21 protein-coding genes and 1 tRNA gene are annotated in these 16,476 nt (G+C 49.3%); 1 reads left to right on the top strand and 21 read right to left on the bottom strand.

From position 1 onward, the window contains the following. From AB4Z45_RS08560 to AB4Z45_RS08460, 21 genes are all read right to left on the bottom strand, one after another. Positions 1-447 carry a phage tail tube protein gene (locus AB4Z45_RS08560; protein ID WP_441908733.1) on the bottom strand — a complete coding sequence of 149 codons (447 nt, stop codon included), beginning with the start codon at positions 445-447 and terminating at the stop codon, positions 1-3. Further along, positions 448-873 (bottom strand): phage tail terminator protein, encoded by a 426-nt coding sequence (locus tag AB4Z45_RS08555; RefSeq protein ID WP_441908731.1) that lies wholly within the window; start codon positions 871-873, stop codon positions 448-450. It abuts the gene before it with no gap. Beyond that, positions 840-1,238: a hypothetical protein gene (locus AB4Z45_RS08550; protein WP_441908730.1), complete on the bottom strand. Its 399-nt coding sequence runs from the start codon at positions 1,236-1,238 to the stop codon at positions 840-842. The genes AB4Z45_RS08555 and AB4Z45_RS08550 overlap by 34 nt, the downstream gene beginning before the upstream one ends. Beyond that, entirely contained in the window at positions 1,238-1,564 is a 327-nt protein-coding gene (locus tag AB4Z45_RS08545; protein ID WP_441908729.1) for a hypothetical protein, read from the bottom strand. Before AB4Z45_RS08545 ends, AB4Z45_RS08550 begins: the two co-directional genes overlap by 1 nt. Further along, positions 1,564-1,929 carry a hypothetical protein gene (locus AB4Z45_RS08540; protein WP_441908728.1) on the bottom strand — a complete coding sequence of 122 codons (366 nt, stop codon included), beginning with the start codon at positions 1,927-1,929 and terminating at the stop codon, positions 1,564-1,566. The genes AB4Z45_RS08545 and AB4Z45_RS08540 overlap by 1 nt, the downstream gene beginning before the upstream one ends. 8 nt (positions 1,930-1,937) lie before the next feature. Continuing rightward, positions 1,938-2,234, bottom strand: coding sequence for a hypothetical protein (locus AB4Z45_RS08535; RefSeq protein WP_441908727.1), 297 nt, complete (start codon positions 2,232-2,234; stop codon positions 1,938-1,940). Next, positions 2,234-2,443 carry a hypothetical protein gene (locus tag AB4Z45_RS08530; RefSeq protein WP_441908725.1) on the bottom strand — a complete coding sequence of 70 codons (210 nt, stop codon included), beginning with the start codon at positions 2,441-2,443 and terminating at the stop codon, positions 2,234-2,236. Before AB4Z45_RS08530 ends, AB4Z45_RS08535 begins: the two co-directional genes overlap by 1 nt. Before the next feature lie 13 nt (positions 2,444-2,456). Then, positions 2,457-3,410: a major capsid protein gene (locus AB4Z45_RS08525; RefSeq protein WP_441908724.1), complete on the bottom strand. Its 954-nt coding sequence runs from the start codon at positions 3,408-3,410 to the stop codon at positions 2,457-2,459. Between the two features lie 14 nt (positions 3,411-3,424). Further along, the gene (locus AB4Z45_RS08520; RefSeq protein WP_441908722.1) at positions 3,425-4,009 is read right to left on the bottom strand and encodes a phage scaffolding protein; all 585 of its coding nucleotides are present in this window, start codon (positions 4,007-4,009) and stop codon (positions 3,425-3,427) included. A gap of 125 nt (positions 4,010-4,134) precedes the next feature. Then, positions 4,135-4,449 carry a hypothetical protein gene (locus tag AB4Z45_RS08515; RefSeq protein WP_441908721.1) on the bottom strand — a complete coding sequence of 105 codons (315 nt, stop codon included), beginning with the start codon at positions 4,447-4,449 and terminating at the stop codon, positions 4,135-4,137. Then, positions 4,446-6,095 carry a phage minor capsid protein gene (locus AB4Z45_RS08510; RefSeq protein WP_441908720.1) on the bottom strand — a complete coding sequence of 550 codons (1,650 nt, stop codon included), beginning with the start codon at positions 6,093-6,095 and terminating at the stop codon, positions 4,446-4,448. Before AB4Z45_RS08510 ends, AB4Z45_RS08515 begins: the two co-directional genes overlap by 4 nt. Continuing rightward, the gene (locus AB4Z45_RS08505; protein WP_441908719.1) at positions 6,092-7,597 is read right to left on the bottom strand and encodes a capsid protein; all 1,506 of its coding nucleotides are present in this window, start codon (positions 7,595-7,597) and stop codon (positions 6,092-6,094) included. Before AB4Z45_RS08505 ends, AB4Z45_RS08510 begins: the two co-directional genes overlap by 4 nt. 2 nt (positions 7,598-7,599) lie before the next feature. Continuing rightward, positions 7,600-8,916: a phage terminase large subunit gene (locus tag AB4Z45_RS08500; protein WP_441908718.1), complete on the bottom strand. Its 1,317-nt coding sequence runs from the start codon at positions 8,914-8,916 to the stop codon at positions 7,600-7,602. Next, positions 8,909-9,622: a phage terminase small subunit gene (terS, locus tag AB4Z45_RS08495; protein ID WP_441908717.1), complete on the bottom strand. Its 714-nt coding sequence runs from the start codon at positions 9,620-9,622 to the stop codon at positions 8,909-8,911. Before terS ends, AB4Z45_RS08500 begins: the two co-directional genes overlap by 8 nt. A gap of 78 nt (positions 9,623-9,700) precedes the next feature. After that, positions 9,701-10,519 (bottom strand): TIR domain-containing protein, encoded by an 819-nt coding sequence (locus tag AB4Z45_RS08490; protein WP_441908715.1) that lies wholly within the window; start codon positions 10,517-10,519, stop codon positions 9,701-9,703. A 148-nt stretch (positions 10,520-10,667) separates the two neighbouring features. Then, positions 10,668-10,743 (bottom strand) — tRNA-Pro (locus AB4Z45_RS08485). A 101-nt stretch (positions 10,744-10,844) separates the two neighbouring features. Further along, a complete protein-coding gene (locus AB4Z45_RS08480; RefSeq protein WP_441908713.1) occupies positions 10,845-11,273 on the bottom strand; it encodes a hypothetical protein in 429 nt (142 codons plus the stop codon). Further along, positions 11,270-11,548, bottom strand: a complete 279-nt coding sequence (locus tag AB4Z45_RS08475; protein WP_441908712.1) for a hypothetical protein — start codon at positions 11,546-11,548, stop codon at positions 11,270-11,272. The genes AB4Z45_RS08480 and AB4Z45_RS08475 overlap by 4 nt, the downstream gene beginning before the upstream one ends. Further along, a complete protein-coding gene (locus AB4Z45_RS08470; protein ID WP_441908711.1) occupies positions 11,545-12,936 on the bottom strand; it encodes a DEAD/DEAH box helicase in 1,392 nt (463 codons plus the stop codon). Before AB4Z45_RS08470 ends, AB4Z45_RS08475 begins: the two co-directional genes overlap by 4 nt. Then, positions 12,924-13,229, bottom strand: a complete 306-nt coding sequence (locus AB4Z45_RS08465; RefSeq protein WP_441908710.1) for a VRR-NUC domain-containing protein — start codon at positions 13,227-13,229, stop codon at positions 12,924-12,926. Before AB4Z45_RS08465 ends, AB4Z45_RS08470 begins: the two co-directional genes overlap by 13 nt. 281 nt (positions 13,230-13,510) lie before the next feature. Beyond that, positions 13,511-15,931 carry a VapE domain-containing protein gene (locus AB4Z45_RS08460; RefSeq protein ID WP_441908708.1) on the bottom strand — a complete coding sequence of 807 codons (2,421 nt, stop codon included), beginning with the start codon at positions 15,929-15,931 and terminating at the stop codon, positions 13,511-13,513. A gap of 208 nt (positions 15,932-16,139) precedes the next feature. Here AB4Z45_RS08460 and AB4Z45_RS08455 point away from each other — a divergent pair, with 208 nt between their 5' ends. Continuing rightward, positions 16,140-16,346: a hypothetical protein gene (locus AB4Z45_RS08455; RefSeq protein ID WP_441908707.1), complete on the top strand. Its 207-nt coding sequence runs from the start codon at positions 16,140-16,142 to the stop codon at positions 16,344-16,346. Positions 16,347-16,476: the final 130 nt, after the last annotated feature.

The following is a 16,476-nucleotide window of genomic DNA, read 5'->3' as shown; positions in this document are numbered from 1 at the left end:
TTATGGTGCAGCCGGCGTAAATGTCGGCTTGCCGTCGCTCAATAGTTCAAATTCTAGTCCGTCGATATTCGTTGAATCTCCACCTGCAGGAGCTGTAAGGTTGATTACACAATCCATAACCAGCTTCGCGCCACTTGGCATTGTCCACTCAAACTTTGTTTCCACGTCCTGCCCGGTACCGATCATCAAGCCTGCGATGTAGTCATTGCCTGGATCTCCGTAGTTACGCTTGCCTGTGAAGCTGATCGTCATGCCCTTGCCCGTTACGGCCCGGCGCGTCCATCCGCCTTGGTCCATCGGTGACCACTCTTCCGTATTCCCATCAATGCTAATAGAGAAATTCTCCAGATCCTTGACCGTCACCATTTCCGCCGCTGTCGATGCTCGACCAGCCTTGCCAATCTTGAAAATATTATTATGAACCGGAAAAACGCCTGTTTCAGCCATCTAATTCCCCTGCCTCTCGTAATAAATCGTGACCTCGATTACGTATTCGTAAATCCCTTCGTCGTCCGTACCAATGTTTACCGGCTCCGGCGTTCGCATATCAAATATGGCGCGTCGTCCATTGATCTCGGCCATCTGGCCAAACAACGCAGTAAAGACTTCCTGAGCCTTCTGCTCTGCAGCGTCAGGATTCTTGCCCCAGTGCACCAATATGGATGCGCCCTTGATCGCGTAGCTCGTTTGCTCCAAACCGCCAAGCGCAATAACTGGCTTACCTGCGTTGAGGTTATACACCCCTATACATTGCGGCTTTTTTCCATCCAACTTGCCGATGTACCAGCTTGGGGAATCAACCTGCGTCTTTAGCCAGTCCTTAACCTGCACCAGTGTCATCATCGTATCAAGCCCCCTGCAAACCGTTTCCATAAATCGCGAAACACTTTCTTAACAATGTTGTCTTTCTTGCCGTTTGCCCACTCTTCGAGCCACATTCCCTGTGCATTACGGTTCTTGTCCCGGCGGAAGTTGTATTCTGGATGGAAATAGAGCCGGCGGGCATACGGCGTATCATAGATCAGCGTCACTTTGCCTTTTTTGGACGATGACTCATCAATGAATACACTACGTTCTAGCTCGCCTGTTTGCTTAGGAACTACCTCGGCAGCCATGATATCACCCAATATGCTGTCTTTTGATGCGTCCAAGGTATGTTCCAGCGCTTTTACCGCTGCATCCTTAATCTGCTTGACCGCTCTTGGGTCCATCTTACCGCGTGCTTTGACTTTGCCCATCAGCTCAGCTCCAATTCAGTTGAGAAAATGCTACCGTCCGGATTATGAGGGCGAGCTGACCTGAATATCGAGCGCTGTGCTCCACCAACAACGACATAGCCCTCGATTAGCTTGCCGGGGTTAATGTCACCTTGAATGATCACCTTGCCAGAGAGCGTAACCAGTCGGCGCTCCTTATCCAGTGTCTGACGCATCTTCTCGTCATAACAACAAAGCCCGTCGAAGATTAACTCCTCGACAGGCCCCTGGTCCTCACTTAATTCAGTTTGATAGACTTTGATCGGTGTAACCAGAATCCATGTCGGGAACGGTAACTTACCACGCATCAGCATATCCCCCTGTTCGTCAGCCCTGTAGCTCGCAGCAGGCTTGTGACAGCTTCAGTAGTCTGCACGCCCCCTGCACCCTCAACGGTCTTGAAAGACAACGAGACGCTGCCAGCAGAGTAACCAGCAAGCGGCATCGTTAGGTAATCCCCGTATTGATAACCGAATGAAGCCTGTTGGCAGACCGCTTTGATCACATTAAGCTGCTGAAATGCAGACAGCCCAACCAGTCCGCGTCCAACGATGCGGTTATAGGTCAAGCTGTCCACTTGATCAGATGCAAGCTGTAGCTCACGATCAAGCTCCTCTGATGGAATTTGTCCATCTCCGTATTGTTCATAATCCTCCGCTGTTGCATAAGCCATACGATCACCTATTTCAGCTCTACAGCAGCAATTTGCGCTGTGAGTGTATCAGCATCCTTGTCGGCCACGTCATCAATCCCAAGCTCAGTAGCTTTCTTGCGGAGGGCCTTAAGCTGCTTCTCCGCTTCTTTCTTAGCTGCTTCAGCTACCTTGTCTTCTTCTTGGGTTACCTGTTCAACCTCGTAGCCTTTTTCAGCAAACCACTCAAGCAAGTGAGGATCGTCTGTCTGGCCAACACCGTTCATAAACATGACACCTGCGGACAACCCTGTATATTCTCTGTTTGGTGCAATGACTTGTGCCATTAGCTACCACCCTCCTCTTCCTCAGTTTCCGGTGCAGGGTAATTAGGCTCGAGCGCATCCGGAGTCACTGTGCCAATACGGACAGTATCGCGTTGCACGGAATGTCCGTCTCCCTGAGACTCCAAAGCGTCTTGTGTGGGGCTACCTTGCCGTAAGCCGACATAATAGCCGTTCACATAGCCATTTGGCAGATCATCTTTATATTTCATTGATTAGCCCTCCTTACTGTACTTTGATTTTGCGCATAACGCCGGCAGCCTTGGTTGCCTTGAGCGCTACTGCCGCAACCATCTCGACCTCACCTGTTTTAACCGCTCCACTTGTATTGAAATCAGGCAGCCAAGTCCGTACTGGTGGGTGACCAGCCATTGATACAGCGTGGAAACCATCCAGGCCGAGGCGCGGTACATATATGCTCGTTTCTCCGGTGCCACTTGTACCCACAACCGAGTTATTCGTCCCTGCTTTCGCACCAAGATCGACCAACGGGATCTCGTTATATTTCTCGACCTGCTTGCCGAACTCATCACGAGCTGTGGTATATGTGCCCGCACGTCGCGCGCATGCTCTGATCTTGGCAATCAACTTCAAATTACCCATGATTGCAGACGGATCGCCGTCAAGTCCCATCAAGAACTCGTCAAGTTGATCGAGAAACACCTTGTAGTTCGTGTCAATCGCTGCTGAGGTAGACAAGTCGATTGCAGCACCAGGAATGTACTCCGTGCTGGAACCCGTGAGCGCCTTGTCCAAGCCGTCGAACGTCTCTGCATTTACTGCGCTGTCACCGTTGATGACCGTGTCATTAAACAACGCCTGTGCAGCCTTGATTTTCTGTTGCATTTGCAGTTGTACCTCATCGGCAATGCCGCCCATACCCGCAATGATGCGGTCGAGCTGATAGGCACCGCCAAACACCTTGAGATCAACCGTATAACGCTGCTTCTTCACCTCTTGCGGCGTGTACTCTTCGTTAACTGAACGAAATTGTGCAGTAGGCTGCGTAATCAAACGCGTATAGCCATAAGTCAGTGTCGCTCCGCCGCCTGTTGGACTTACTGCATCATCAAACGTCAGATTCTCCAACAGAAAATTGTTCTTTCGAAACTCATCAATTACGCCCTGCGTCAATGCGTCCTGGACGTTCTTCTTTGCTTCACTCAATGTAATTGCCATAGTGATTCATCTCCTTATGATTGTGCTTGAATACGTGCAGCAATAGCGTCCTTAAGGGACGTTGTCGTTGCTGGAGGTGTTGGGTTTCCTCCGCCCCCAACGACGAAGCCAGGCGGTTTAGGATTTGGGTTTGGATTCGGATCCTCGGTTTTAAAAAGAAACCCCTTCGATTCCTTCAGTCCTTTAATCTGCTCTTCCAAACCAACAATCTTATCGCCATCAATAACCAGCTTTGTTTTATCGATCAGTCCTGCAGCAAGCGCCTCGTCATGGACCTGTCCAGCCAACCCTGTTTTAATGGCATTGGTCAGTGTCAGTTCCTTAAGGTCAGCCTCGTACTTCTCCTTGGCCGCTGTGTTCTCACCCTGGAGCTTCGTGATCTGTGCCTTCAGCTCCTCGCTGGCTCCCGCCGTTTTGCTTAGCTCATCCAGCTGCTTGTCGCGCTCTTTCAGCGAGTCCTCTGCTGTCTTCTTGGACGTGTTTACCTCGTCGAAGCGAGCTTTGGGCACAAAACCCTTAAGCTCATCACCTGAAGCAGCGGCAGCCTTATCGGCCAAGTCCTCGGTCAATCCCAATGCTATAAACTGTTCCTTATTCATGTACTTTTCCTCCATTCATCTTCGCTTGTTAACCCGGTCGCGTCCGGTGATGAGCTGTTCTTTAACGTCTGCAGCAACCAAAAGACGGCAACAAAAAAGCACCCTCGCCTATGCGTGAGTGCTTGTTAATCATCCAGAGCGTCTACAGCCCATTGTATGTCCTTTTCCAAGTCGATTTCGGGATACTTCTTCTGAAGCTCGCGCAAAAAATCAATAAACTCCTGGCTCTGCAGATTGTAAGAGACATCTTCAAAATATCCGCCCATTATATTAATTTCATCAGGCGTACACTTCAACAACAATTCCTTGGTTGTAGCAATATCCTTGCTCAACAAGTCAATAATCGGATCCCAGTACTCATCCAACGGCGGGGAAGCACCGTCTTGTGTCATCATGACAATTATTTCTAGATTATTCGTAATCAGTTCATTATCACTCAATCTGCTTCGCCTCCTAACCGTTGCGTTTCGTCTGGGAATATTGTTGTTACCTCGCCCTTTTTGGCGTCATAGCAAATGCCCACTGTTACTCCCTTATACTCAGCGTACTTGAAAACTGCAATCAGCTCTCCATTTGCGCGTTTAGGGGTCATTTGGAATTTAGTTGAATCAGCCAGGTTGGCCACATAAGCAGCAGCGTCATCAATATCCTTTGCGCTCCAATCCTTAGGAAACCATGCTTGCTTGGTACCAGACTGCTTAATTTTTTCCTTATGGTCAGGCACATTACCGATACGAACACCATTCTTGTACTCTTTAACGATATTATACTGGATGCCGTGCTGTTCCAACAACTGGATATTTTCTTCACCGTGCCCACCTTTGCTGAATCTACCGACGGCTTGCTTCTTAGGATTTTTCGGGTTGGTGAATTCCCCTTGTGAAGCATGGGACAGATGTTCCGGTTTAATCGTAATCCTTTTGTTGCCATTGCTTAATCCGTTGTCTGGCTTTTTCTCGATGGGTAGCTTGTTCTGTTCCCTGCTGCTGTCCCTTCGTAGCTGTTCGTTTTCAGCCAAATGGCCACGCAGTTTCTTCTGCCACTCCTTGACCTTAGCTTTGGCTGCCGCTTGGTTCTCAGGATCAACACTGCCAGCTTCCCGGCGTTTGTACTTCCTGATCTGGCGCTCCATAGATCGCTGCTTCTGTTCCGCCTTGTAGTTGCCTAGCGCAACCTCATCGTCAACTGGTTCAGGCAGCCTGCTAACTCCTGGGAAGAACGTCGCCATGTTGTGACGGCAGTTGGGATGAAATAAGCCCGCGGCAATAGCCTTACTGAGCAACGGGTAATTGCCATCCTTCTTGCTCCCTTTGCTGTACACATCATCAATGTATACCTTACCTTGCCACGGCAGGCAAAGCGGCGAACAGTTGTTATGGGCTGATACAACGACAGTACGCACGCCTATTTCATCGCGTCTGGCCCCTTCGCCGGCGAACACCGCACGTTGGGAAGCAGCACGCAGCGTCATTTCGGCATAACTGGCGATATTGACGCGGCGCCCATTGGAATAGGTTATACAATCGATTCCCTTATCCAAAAAGTCCTTTGTCGCCATGTCGATGGCCTTGCCTAGAGTTGCAGCACCGCTATTCATGTAAACTTGCGCTTGGAAGATCGTCTGCTTGTACACGTCATCCATCTGGCGTAGAATAGCATGCTGTGGCGCTCTTATCTCGCCCTGTGAGACTTTTACCAATGAACCTATTCGGCGCTCATTGATCTTAAAAAAGTTGCTGTCGTCGTCCATGCGCGGAATAGGGCGCGTAATGTCTTGTCTTCGACCAAAGCCGAATCGATTCCACAGCTTGCCAGCAAAATCACCAACTTTTCGAGCTCCTCGGATAAAGGACCCGCGAATGCTCCTATCAATAGCCTCGTAAGCTACAGGCATGTGCTCCTCTAAGATACCGCCGTTACGCTTCTGGTAAGCGTTCAGTGCTGCCAGCTTCCTAGCCTGCCATTGTGTCCACTTGAAGCCGTGTTTCTCCTGCTCAGCCTCATGCCGGGGAAAGTTACGCTTCATGCTCTTGATCAGATCAAGCTCCATTTCAGCCATTATCTGCCGCATGTTGTATTTACTCATTCGACATCGCCTGGATCGTCTTCCTCATCGTCAGGAGGTGGATCTTGATTGAGCGCAGGCTCTTTAGCTTCCAGCAGACCTTGTTCAGTTTTTAGTCGCTCGACTTCGGCAGCTTTATCTTCATCGCTCCAAGTGTCGCCATACAGCTCCTCAACAGCGCGCTCGACAGACATAACGCCAAACGTCCGTGCCTTACCGACTGTCTCCACCACACTGTCAAAGCTTGGGCTTGCATATTCACCGAACGTTACCGTTGCTTCGTAATCAGCTGCTGAGCGGCTTCGCATCGTGTCGTACACCTTCAGCACAACATCAACGAGCTGCGGTATGACTTGGTTCAACACCTCTACCAGCTTACCGCGAGTGTACAGCGTAGCCTTCTCTTTCTCGCGCTGCGCCTCGGCATTGTCAAGCTTCTTCAAGTCGATTCCAAGTGTCGAAGGTGAGATAATACCCTGCAAACACATATCCAGCGCGCTGGCATATGACTCCACAAACGCCTCATAGAGTATTGCCGGCTGCACGGTGATAACCTGGCCTTTGTTGTCCTCAGCAAGCGATGTGCTCAGCCTGACAAATTGATTGTCAAAGGGGTTAGGCCGCAGCAGCTCGCCTGTCTCTACCGATCGCGGTATCATGTCCTCTGGGATATACTTCTGAACTCGACCGGCGCGGATCGCATCCACCCATTGGCTGATTACTTCATCCAGCGCGTCAAATTCGTCATTCTTTGAATCAAACAACGATTTGCCCCGACCTTGCCACTTAGGGGAATTGTAAAACTGCATCGGCACGGCCATCATAAAGCCACCGTCATAAGTAACTTCTGGCTGAAGATGTGCCGTCTCAGGCACCGTAGTTAGTGCTACCTCTTTACCATAGGCATCAAGCAACCGTGAGCGAACATAACCCTTACCGAACATCTCTTCCAGACGGTAATCTTTCTTATCATGATGGTAATCAGTATAGAACAGCACCTCTTGGAGCCTTCCACGCTGCCGCTTGTAGTCAACCTGCTCTCCGCTGTAAAACTCGATGATCGGGTATTCCGTCACGTCCGGATCGACCGTAATCTTGAATGCCCCGTCACCGGCTACCAGCGTATCGGTGATGCTCTCACCTAGAAGCTTATCCAAGCCGTTATCCTCAGCTATCGTTTGCCAGTTATCGGCTACCTCTTGCGGCTGAAGCTCGATCGCATCCAGATCCGCTATGACAATGTCACTAAGCGTTCCCGCAATGATGGACGGCAGCCCACTGTGGATCTTACGGATGCGCAGCCCCTGACTTGCTGAAGCTGCCCAGAAACGCGCTTTACTGACGTTATCCGTCGCCGTCTGCATGGCGAATTGCTCCAGCTCGGACGGATCGCCGCGGAACCAGAGCCGATTACGTAGCACGTTAGTACCATAACTCAGAGGCTCCGTTATTGTGATGGTTCTATTCTCAGCTGCCGGCTGTATCTTAAGCATTCGCATGACCATATTCTTAAACCACCCCATTCCTATACCTCCAATCTCCGCTTAAACGGCTGTACGGCGTATTCGCTACTGTCCAGGCAATCCACTGGGTAACTACCGTCATCGGTCCGTACCCACTCACCAGCCACTCGCTCTTTCTCGTCCCATGTCGCATTCTCCAAAGCCTCCAGCCACTGTTTAAGGTGCTGCATGACCTTATAGCGGCCCTGATTGATCAAGATGTTCGTTAGCCTGATGCGGTCCACGATGCCCTCTTTTTTATAAGCAGGCACGACTTGGATATGAATGCCGCGGCGTCGCAGCTCATTAGCCAGCGCCTGCCTGAACAACTTGTCAGCGGACTCCGCGAAAATATGCGCACACGACAAAAAAGCCGGATAGGTTTCCGACCACTCAACAACTTTATCAACGATCTCCTGTGCATACCTGTCATGCGTGTAGCCTGACTCTTTGCCCTGCTTATGATAATAGCCATCCAACAACACGACATCCTTATATCGGGCTGTCATACCTGTCAGCGTGGCTACCGTGGCGTCAGTGCCGCCTATGTCGATGCCTATAGAAAACTCAATAAAGCGGAAATCCCTTATGTCCTGCCGTGTGACGATAACCGCCTTGCTGTAGCCCGTGTAGATCCGCCCTGTGGCAGCTGTTCGTTTGCCCAGTATATCGGCTTTATACCACAAACTCCCCTTGTCATAAGTGGCTAGCACCGTTTTCAGGCGGTCATCCGGAATGCTCAGATTGCCCAACACCGTGAAATGCCCGTAGTTGTAACCGGAATTATCTCCACGATCAAGCAGCTCGTCCTGGTAGTCCAGTACGTCCCGATAGAACCAATGTGACGGCGGCTTAGGGTTGAGGTCGAAGAACAGCTGCCTGAAGCTACTGGCCAGCGTCCGGTCAAATACCTCCTGCACAAATGACTGATGGCACTCGTTGACCTCAGTGCCATATACCGTACCATAGGAGTTCCCCTTGATCCGGGCCGCATCGTTCGCTTTCCCGCCGCCTGCGATAATGATAATCTTCTCGCCAGTCTTTGTCTGGATGTACAAGGCATCGCGGTTCTTGTACTCACCCTCACGGCAGCGGCCCTCAAATAACCATTGCAGCCCAAAGCCATTGGAGTCGATTACGTTCATTTTAGCAGCACCTAGGGAGACCCCGAATACCAAATGCAGCTTATCCGGATGGATCTCTAAGCACATGGCGTATGCGATAAGGTTGATAATGTTCTTCCCAGCTCGCTTGCCGCCTTCAGCCACGTTCAGCCATGAGTCTTTACTACGACGTATATAATCGGCCTGCTTGGCCGTCAGAGGCGCATAATCAATCATCGTCCAGCACCCTCTCAGGAGCCGGATTATTGATCAGATCCGCCAGTGCCGTTATCTGGGCGTTCGGATCAACGCCGTCTTTGTTCGGCACCTTCGATTTCAGCACATCGATACGGGCCTTCTGCTCCTCTGTAGCCAGCTCAGTCCGCAGCAACTCATCGTACTGGCGGATTAGGCTCTGAAGCGTCCCCATAGCCCGGCTCTGCGCCTGCAAGAAGGTTGCCTGCTTGACCCAAGCTTGTTGTACTTCCCAACGCTTCTCTGTACCAAACATCCCTGGCTTATCGCCAACAAGCGTCTTCGTACTGTCCTTCTGGTCCTTAACGTACATGATCTGTTGAGCCCTTATGATTGCTGTGTACTGGATCATGATGTTATCCCAAACGATATCAAGCGGGCTCTGTTGCTTGAGCTGTTCCATGATCTCCAGCGACTCAGCAGGCATAAATTTAGCAAACAGGCCGTGCGACACTGCATTGCTATTTCGAGGAGGCGCACCTCCATTGTTGCCTATAGCGTTTTTATTGCCTGGCGGTGCACCAGGCTTTTTTGTATGCACACCTTCTTGAGAGGGTGCACCCTTTTTACGCTCCCAGCCATGTCGCTGCTTCCACGACTTAACAGTATTAAGTGATACGCCGTACTTGTTGGCTATCTCCTTGTATTTCATGCCGCGCTGATAATCGGCTTCTGCTTTTCTATGCATGCTACATTATCACCACCTCCGGCTTTATGTTGTTTTGCAAAATAAAAAGCACCGGTTAGGGTGCTTTTTTACCAATACTCAAACGACGTTAAATTCCTTATTACGTTTGCGAGATAAATTCTGCTCATCTAATCGCGACTCTAAAAAGTCTATTACGCGCTCTAAACGCATACGTCCATCTTCTTGTTCACCTAAAAATTCACTTGTGAATGGGCCGCCATCTAGTTGAGTTTGACTTTCAACTAATACTTTATGAACTTTCCTTAAATCTAGAATTAATTTGCTTGGTACAAAAGGTCTCATTTCTTTATTCGTTGTTTCCCTTTTCAATAACTTTTCCTGTTCGACGACCTTAGAATAAATTACATTTAAAAGATCTTTTTCTGATGGCTCAGCCACTGGGGAGATACTATCATCAGTTGTAATATTGTTGATCTGGCCGTTTAATTCTGGCCACCATACCTCAAATGCTTTTTCTAATCTAGATTCATCTAGTTTCCCCTGTTCATTAGTACTGTTAATACTCTTTAATAAACTGTATACGTCTTCTTTTCCTAAACTTTTAGCGGATTGAAATTGTTTAAGCGGGCCCTCATTTAAGATCATTACATCTGCATTATATAAAATTGGTACTACTTTTGAATCTAATGTTTTCGCCAAAGCACCAGCTTCATAATTTATCCAAGGTGAGTTTATATTGTTAGGTGTTACAAATATCAAACCAAATACAGACTCTTCTAGGTTATTTCGAATATTATTATTCCACATTTCTCCTAAAAAGATGTCTTTAGCGGACATATATGGTTGAGTATACTGTAGTACATTTGGCAACCATTCTTTAAAAATGACTGCTAATTGTTTACTTTCGGTTCCTGACCAACTTAAGAACAATTTCATCTGTTAGATTTCCCCCTCATGGTGTATCTAAAATATTCGACACATTACTATTTTCCCATGTATACCCATACTAGTCCATAAGAGATATTGTCGAATAATGTAAAATACCGCCTCCGAAGAATCGGCTAGGAAGAGGAGTTATGAAAAATACGGATAACTGGATTTGAACCAACGACTTCCTGCATCCAAGGCAGGCGGGAACGCCCCCACATACCCATATCCGTACAGTGAGACGGCGTCGGAATAACCGATCACCGCCTAAGTGGGTCACGTTAAAAGCATATCATGGATTTACAATAGCGTGGGTGCCATAAAAGTACCCTCTTTATCCTTTTCGAGTTCGCTTGGATCTGCGCGGGATCCGCGAGCTTATTCGTTTTATGTGTCTCTCACTATACCCCAAGCGCTCAGCGATTACCTTCAACGGCAGACCCAGCGCGTCCCGTTGATACTCGACCGCCTTATCTAAGCCTTTAATTTGCCCAATAGCAATCTCCATGCGTTGCCGGGTATTCTCTTTTGCTCGAAGCATCTCCAATGTCTCTTGAAGTGTTGTCAGCGCCTCGTCATACTCCTGCAATGCCTTGTCCAGCGGTACAACAACCGGCTGACCAGCCGACCAAGGCAATCCGCTATTGTGCATTTTACGCCTGGCATATTTCAAAGCTCGCTCTTGATCCTCAGCTCGCATTTTCAGCAGTTCGATCTCCGCACATACATCCTGATATGCAGTAATGCCTGTTACCTGGTTCATTCTGTTCCCTCCCCGTGTGTCATGAAGGTTTCCGCTGTTGTTTTGTCTGTCGTTACTGTACTCATTCCGTCCCATTGTTCGCGGATCTCCGCAGCCTTTGCAATCACGGCTGCCTTTTGCTTTGGCGTTAGTATGATGTCCATTGCCTCGCCGTATTGGCGCTCAGCTGCCGCGTAAGCTCTTGTATGCAAAACGTTCATTGCATCTTGAAATGACTTGATCGACATTGTTTTTACTTTCTGGAAGAACCGGCGAAATTGCTCCTCGTAGTTCATGCTCCTTCACCTGCTTTCTCAATTCTGGCTTTCAAAGCTGTAAGCAGCCGGTCTTGTGTTGTCGCTTTGTCTTCTAGCGCTGCCATTACGTCCTGGTCTGCTCCGCCTTGCACAACCAAGTGATGTAAGATAACCTTTTGCTTTTGTCCTTGCCGGTGTAAACGGCCGTTGGCCTGCTGATATAACTCCAGGCTCCAATTGAGCCCGAACCATACAACGTGGTTGCCGCCGTCCTGCAGGTTAAGCCCATAGGCTGCGCTGGCTGGGTGCGCAAGAAGGATATCCACTTGCCCCGTGTTCCAATCAATCTGATCCTGTGGCGTTTTTAGCTCTCGAATCCGCAAACCTGATTTACTCAAAACTTTTAGAATCCGCGACAAGTCGTGTTGAAAGCTATAGAACACCAGTGCAGGCTTACCATTCAACTGCTCGATCAGCTCCATGAATGCTTCTATCTTGCAATCATGTAACTCATGAATGTTACGCTCTGCATCGTACATCGCCCCGTTGCACATCTGCAGCAGCTTGCCCGATAGCACTGCTGCACTCGTGGCCGTGATCTCGGTATCCTCGATCTGCAGAAGCAAATCCTTTTCCATCTTATCGTATTGTTTCTGTGCCTTATCATCCAACACAACAGGTATGACGTTAACCACGCGATCCGGAAGATCCAAATAATCCTCTGCTTTCATCGAAACACATATATCTGCAATCTTCCGCTGAATAACCTCATCAGCGCCAGGCTTAGCTGTGTATCCAAATCCGTTGTAATTATGTTCGAAATACTTCTCCCGGTATCCGGTGATATTCTTCTCCAACCGCTGCCCCTGATCTAGCAAATGGATCTGAGCCCACAGATCCAACAATCCATTAGGTGCTGGTGTTCCGGTCAAGCCAACGATACGTTTGATATGGCTCCGTACCCAACTCAGTGATTTGAACCGTTTCGCCTGATGGTTCTTAAAACTAGACAGCTCATCCACGACAACCATATCGAACGGCCATGCATTCCGGTAATGATCGACGATCCATGATACGTTTTCACGGTTAGTAATCCATATATCGCCTGGCATGTTCAGCGCCCGGATTCGTTTCACCTGATTGCCAAGCACCGGCACAATTCGCAGATGCTTCAGATGCTCCCACTTAGCTGCTTCGTTCGTCCATGTGGCCTCCGCTACTTTCTTTGGGGCGATCACAAGCGTCCGGCGAATGGCAAAGCGGTTATATTTCAGATCGTTGATTGCTGTCAACGTGATAACGGTCTTCCCTAGCCCGAGATCCAGCAGAAGCCCCAAGGCTTCATCGACTAGCAGCCGGTTGATGCAATAGCGCTGATAGGCATGCGGGATAAACTTCGCTTTCGGCTTCTCGACTACTGCTCCCATAGCTGCATGCCTCCCTCTGCTTGCATCTGTTTAATCAGGTCATCTACCTGTTCCTTGCTATCGATTACCACAACGGGCAATCCCTGATTTGCAATAAAACGTTGCTGGTTCATCTGCAGTGGCGTAGGCTTCTTGCCCGGCGCCTTCAGCTCCGCAAATGCAATCCTGCCTCCCGGTAATGTGACAATCCTGTCTGGTACTCCGCTGTTTCCTGGACTCACAAATTTATAAGCTCTGCCTCCAGAGGCTTTCACCTGTTTCACCAAATACTGCTCAATTTGTTTCTCTAGCATTTTGCATCCCTCCTTAAATTTAGGCGTTGTAAACTTTCGTAACCTCTCCCGCGTATATGTCCAGAATCAGGCGGTTTAGGCGTTACGTGCGCGCCCTAATTTCTTTAATCTCTCTATTTTTTAACTCTATAGAAAACAAAGTTTACAAGGTTTACAAGTGGGTAAAAGCCTTGATACTGCTGGGTTTTTCCGTAAACTTTGCCTGTAAACCTAAGGTTTACAAAGGTTTACACAGAAAGTTTACAACCGCATAGAAAGTTTACAGACAAAGTTTACAGCGATTACTCTCTGGAATACCCGCCTTTAATCACGCCATGGCAACCGAATCTGAATACATTAGGCCGCTTTTTCCACCCCGGCAACTGGTCCATGATCGCGTTAATCCGTACAGCCTCCGCTCGGCGCATCCCCCTTGCATCGCCTTGCAGGGCTTCCAGCCAAACCTCCTGTGCACACACTCGGTCACGTTCCACAAGCTCGCCCTGGTACTGGCCAAACTCACTAGACCAAAACAGCTTACGGTCTTGAATGCTTCGATTCATCCAATCAGGCGGCACCTTGCGCTCTACAAATTCAGAAACCATGCCCTCCCACGGATCCGCTTCCGCATGAAGCTCTTGCTGCTGCTTAGCCTCAAGCTCAAGGTCATTCGGTAGAATCAATGCTTCGCCCATCCTCCATCGCATAACGGCCTCTGCCCATAGCTGCTCAATCTCTGGATCCAAATCCCTGAAAACAGATTTCGTCCGCTCTTGTTTGCCGCAGTCGATTGGCCAGAAGCGCCGTCCACCTGTCGGATCCTTCAAATACTGATCGTCATTGCTTGTACCAAAAAAGACGCAGCGCCTCGGATGCTTTTCCGTCTTGCGAGCATATGCCGCACGATACTGATCTTCTGTTCGAGATAGAAACCCTTTTATAATTTTGACGTCCGACCTGCTGTAAGCGCCCATCTCACCGATCTCGACGATCCAAGCGTTCTGCAGCAGCTCCGCCGCTTCTTTCCCCTCAAAGCTTTCAATACTATTGTTAAACCACTGCTGCCCCATCCGTTGCAGCAAGGTCGTCTTGCCAAGCCCCTGCGCTCCGGTTAGGACGGGCATCGTATCATATTTAAGTCCGGGCTGCATGGCGCGTGCCACGGCTGCCGTGAAAGATTTTCGCGTAACTGCTCTAACATAAGAAGAGTCTGCTGCACCTAAGTAATCGATGAATAAACGATCAAGCCGAGGGATCCCGTCCCACTGCAGGTCGTTCAGATAGTTAGTCACAGGGTTAACCTGGTTCTTTCGCCCACACAGCACAAGCGCATCCTGGATAATACCCTCAGTCCGGAACTGCAGCACACCGTGAATGTAATCACGAAGCCCACTGTCGTCATCGTCCCGCCATTGAAAAGCACCCTGCTCAACGTTACGCGGCGGCCACGGCAGCGGAGCAATGCCAACGAGCTGATCCGCAAAAGTATCCATAAGGATCCGACCTGCTAAAGCAGCATCGTTCTCCAGTACAACTCGAACGTTCTTACTCGACTTAACGGGTACACCGCTGTTGTTGATTTCAAGCTTTTTGATCCATGACATATCATTCGGCTGCGCAGAAGTTGTCTGCTGTACTTCACCATCGGCGAAGCTCTCCACGGCTTTCGTGTACCTCTCCTGCATTAATAGTTCGGCAACCGGCTCTTGCTGCATGGCGAAAGCACTCATCGCCGCGTAAGATGGAAGCTTGTTAATCGGTGTGCCTGGCTTGGCATCATCGTCCTGATCACCAAACTTATGAAGGCGCACCATGTCATAAGAGTTGACAAGGCGACCGCCGCACGGATCAGTAGAGTGATGTGAATATAGAAACGCACCGTCATCGTAAACGATAGCACCGCCTGTTGTGGATCCGCCGACATAGCTCAGCCTCCCGCTGCCATCGTCCGTCGGAAGGTAGAGCCCTGGCAAGAATGCCTCCATGGCCTGCGCCACATCATACATGCGGCAAAATGCACCTACGATGCCTGGCTTTGTTGTGGGGTCCCCTTGCTTAGCTGCCATCCGAACATGCGTCTGTTGAGCTCCCGGAACCTGTGGCCATTCCGCCACGTTGCGCCAATCAGCGTACATCCCAAGCAGACCATCGACATAAAGAAAAGGTCGATCTCCAACTTGATACACGTATTGGCTATCCGCGCTGCAGCTCGGCCAGTACATAAGCCGAGCCGCTTGGAACGTCGTCGGATCACAAAGCTCGATCCCAATGATCTGGGCAAGCTTTCTTGCAATTGGTTCATACTCGTCTGCCGTCACCGTCCGATTAAGCGGCACAAGCACGCGAAGCCGCGGACGCGACTCCTCATGCTTACGTGTGCTGTATACGGCATATCCGCAGCCAAGCCCCTCCAAGCGGCGAAGCACATCGGCCGTACCACCTGCAGGTATATTGTCCATGTCTAGCGTTGCCACGTCCCGCCCGGTTACGGCATCAGCCTTCCGTCGTCCACCTGAGAGGGAGCCGGCCACAAAGCCGCCGACATCCTTTAAGTCATCCTGTTGCCCCTTTGGCATGGCGAGGTATTCGGCAAGTGTCTCCGTTCCTCGGGCAGCCGTCCGGAGGCGGTTCACCATCTCCGACCAATAGAGGACTTGCGGCTGCCAGTTGGTACTGTGACGGCTGCCAGCCGCCGATATGGTTAGTTGTCTATCATTTTGCATGACTAGCAGCTCTCCTTTTGAAGGTAATTCAAAAAAATTTCTTCATTTTTCCCAGTTGATAATGTCGGCTCGGCGACGCGTACAAGGGCAGTGCCGTTAACTAAATAACTGGTAAAATTCCAATTTTTAACATTGTTTTGCATATAAAAATCGTTAGTATTAGGTTATGTGTTAGAGACATAGCACATAAAAAAGGAGGAATTTTACCATGCCAAGAAAAGGTAAAGTGCTGAAAAAAATCGAGTTCCATCTAGCTATGAATGATCCTGATGCAATCCTGGCGATGAACGTCTATAACAACCATCGCGCGAAACACAATGGTAAAATCACAAGTAAAAAGACGGGAATTGATGAGGCCATTTATTCATTTTTCACCAAAAGAAACTCAAATGCACATATAAAATTCACTGCGTAATCTCACCTACTGACTGCCCCACTCGCTGTCAAGTAATGCGAGTGGGGGCACTTTCCGCATGTCTCTCAATATTCAAGCTGTCCGTCAGCTTATAAGCTGTGATATACTACCAATAAATACCTATTGCACA

It is taken from the genome of Paenibacillus sp. MCAF9, assembly GCF_052114265.1.
GTDB lineage: Bacteria > Bacillota > Bacilli > Paenibacillales > Paenibacillaceae > Pristimantibacillus.
This window is presented reverse-complemented; position numbering and strand designations above follow the sequence as displayed.

Bases quoted from the DNA above. Each gene is read 5' to 3' on its own strand.
- AB4Z45_RS08560 (WP_441908733.1), bottom strand. From the start codon at position 447: ATGGCTGAAACAGGCGTTTTTCCGGTTCATAATAATATTTTCAAGATT.
- AB4Z45_RS08555 (WP_441908731.1), bottom strand. From the start codon at position 873: ATGGAAACGGTTTGCAGGGGGCTTGATACGATGATGACACTGGTGCAG.
- AB4Z45_RS08550 (WP_441908730.1), bottom strand. From the start codon at position 1,238: ATGGGCAAAGTCAAAGCACGCGGTAAGATGGACCCAAGAGCGGTCAAG.
- AB4Z45_RS08545 (WP_441908729.1), bottom strand. From the start codon at position 1,564: ATGCGTGGTAAGTTACCGTTCCCGACATGGATTCTGGTTACACCGATC.
- AB4Z45_RS08540 (WP_441908728.1), bottom strand. From the start codon at position 1,929: ATGGCTTATGCAACAGCGGAGGATTATGAACAATACGGAGATGGACAA.
- AB4Z45_RS08535 (WP_441908727.1), bottom strand. From the start codon at position 2,234: ATGGCACAAGTCATTGCACCAAACAGAGAATATACAGGGTTGTCCGCA.
- AB4Z45_RS08530 (WP_441908725.1), bottom strand. From the start codon at position 2,443: ATGAAATATAAAGATGATCTGCCAAATGGCTATGTGAACGGCTATTAT.
- AB4Z45_RS08525 (WP_441908724.1), bottom strand. From the start codon at position 3,410: ATGGCAATTACATTGAGTGAAGCAAAGAAGAACGTCCAGGACGCATTG.
- AB4Z45_RS08520 (WP_441908722.1), bottom strand. From the start codon at position 4,009: ATGAATAAGGAACAGTTTATAGCATTGGGATTGACCGAGGACTTGGCC.
- AB4Z45_RS08510 (WP_441908720.1), bottom strand. From the start codon at position 6,095: ATGAGTAAATACAACATGCGGCAGATAATGGCTGAAATGGAGCTTGAT.
- AB4Z45_RS08505 (WP_441908719.1), bottom strand. From the start codon at position 7,597: ATGGGGTGGTTTAAGAATATGGTCATGCGAATGCTTAAGATACAGCCG.
- AB4Z45_RS08500 (WP_441908718.1), bottom strand. From the start codon at position 8,916: ATGATTGATTATGCGCCTCTGACGGCCAAGCAGGCCGATTATATACGT.
- terS (WP_441908717.1), bottom strand. From the start codon at position 9,622: ATGCATAGAAAAGCAGAAGCCGATTATCAGCGCGGCATGAAATACAAG.
- AB4Z45_RS08490 (WP_441908715.1), bottom strand. From the start codon at position 10,519: ATGAAATTGTTCTTAAGTTGGTCAGGAACCGAAAGTAAACAATTAGCA.
- AB4Z45_RS08480 (WP_441908713.1), bottom strand. From the start codon at position 11,273: ATGAACCAGGTAACAGGCATTACTGCATATCAGGATGTATGTGCGGAG.
- AB4Z45_RS08475 (WP_441908712.1), bottom strand. From the start codon at position 11,548: ATGAACTACGAGGAGCAATTTCGCCGGTTCTTCCAGAAAGTAAAAACA.
- AB4Z45_RS08470 (WP_441908711.1), bottom strand. From the start codon at position 12,936: ATGGGAGCAGTAGTCGAGAAGCCGAAAGCGAAGTTTATCCCGCATGCC.
- AB4Z45_RS08465 (WP_441908710.1), bottom strand. From the start codon at position 13,229: ATGCTAGAGAAACAAATTGAGCAGTATTTGGTGAAACAGGTGAAAGCC.
- AB4Z45_RS08460 (WP_441908708.1), bottom strand. From the start codon at position 15,931: ATGCAAAATGATAGACAACTAACCATATCGGCGGCTGGCAGCCGTCAC.
- AB4Z45_RS08455 (WP_441908707.1), top strand. From the start codon at position 16,140: ATGCCAAGAAAAGGTAAAGTGCTGAAAAAAATCGAGTTCCATCTAGCT.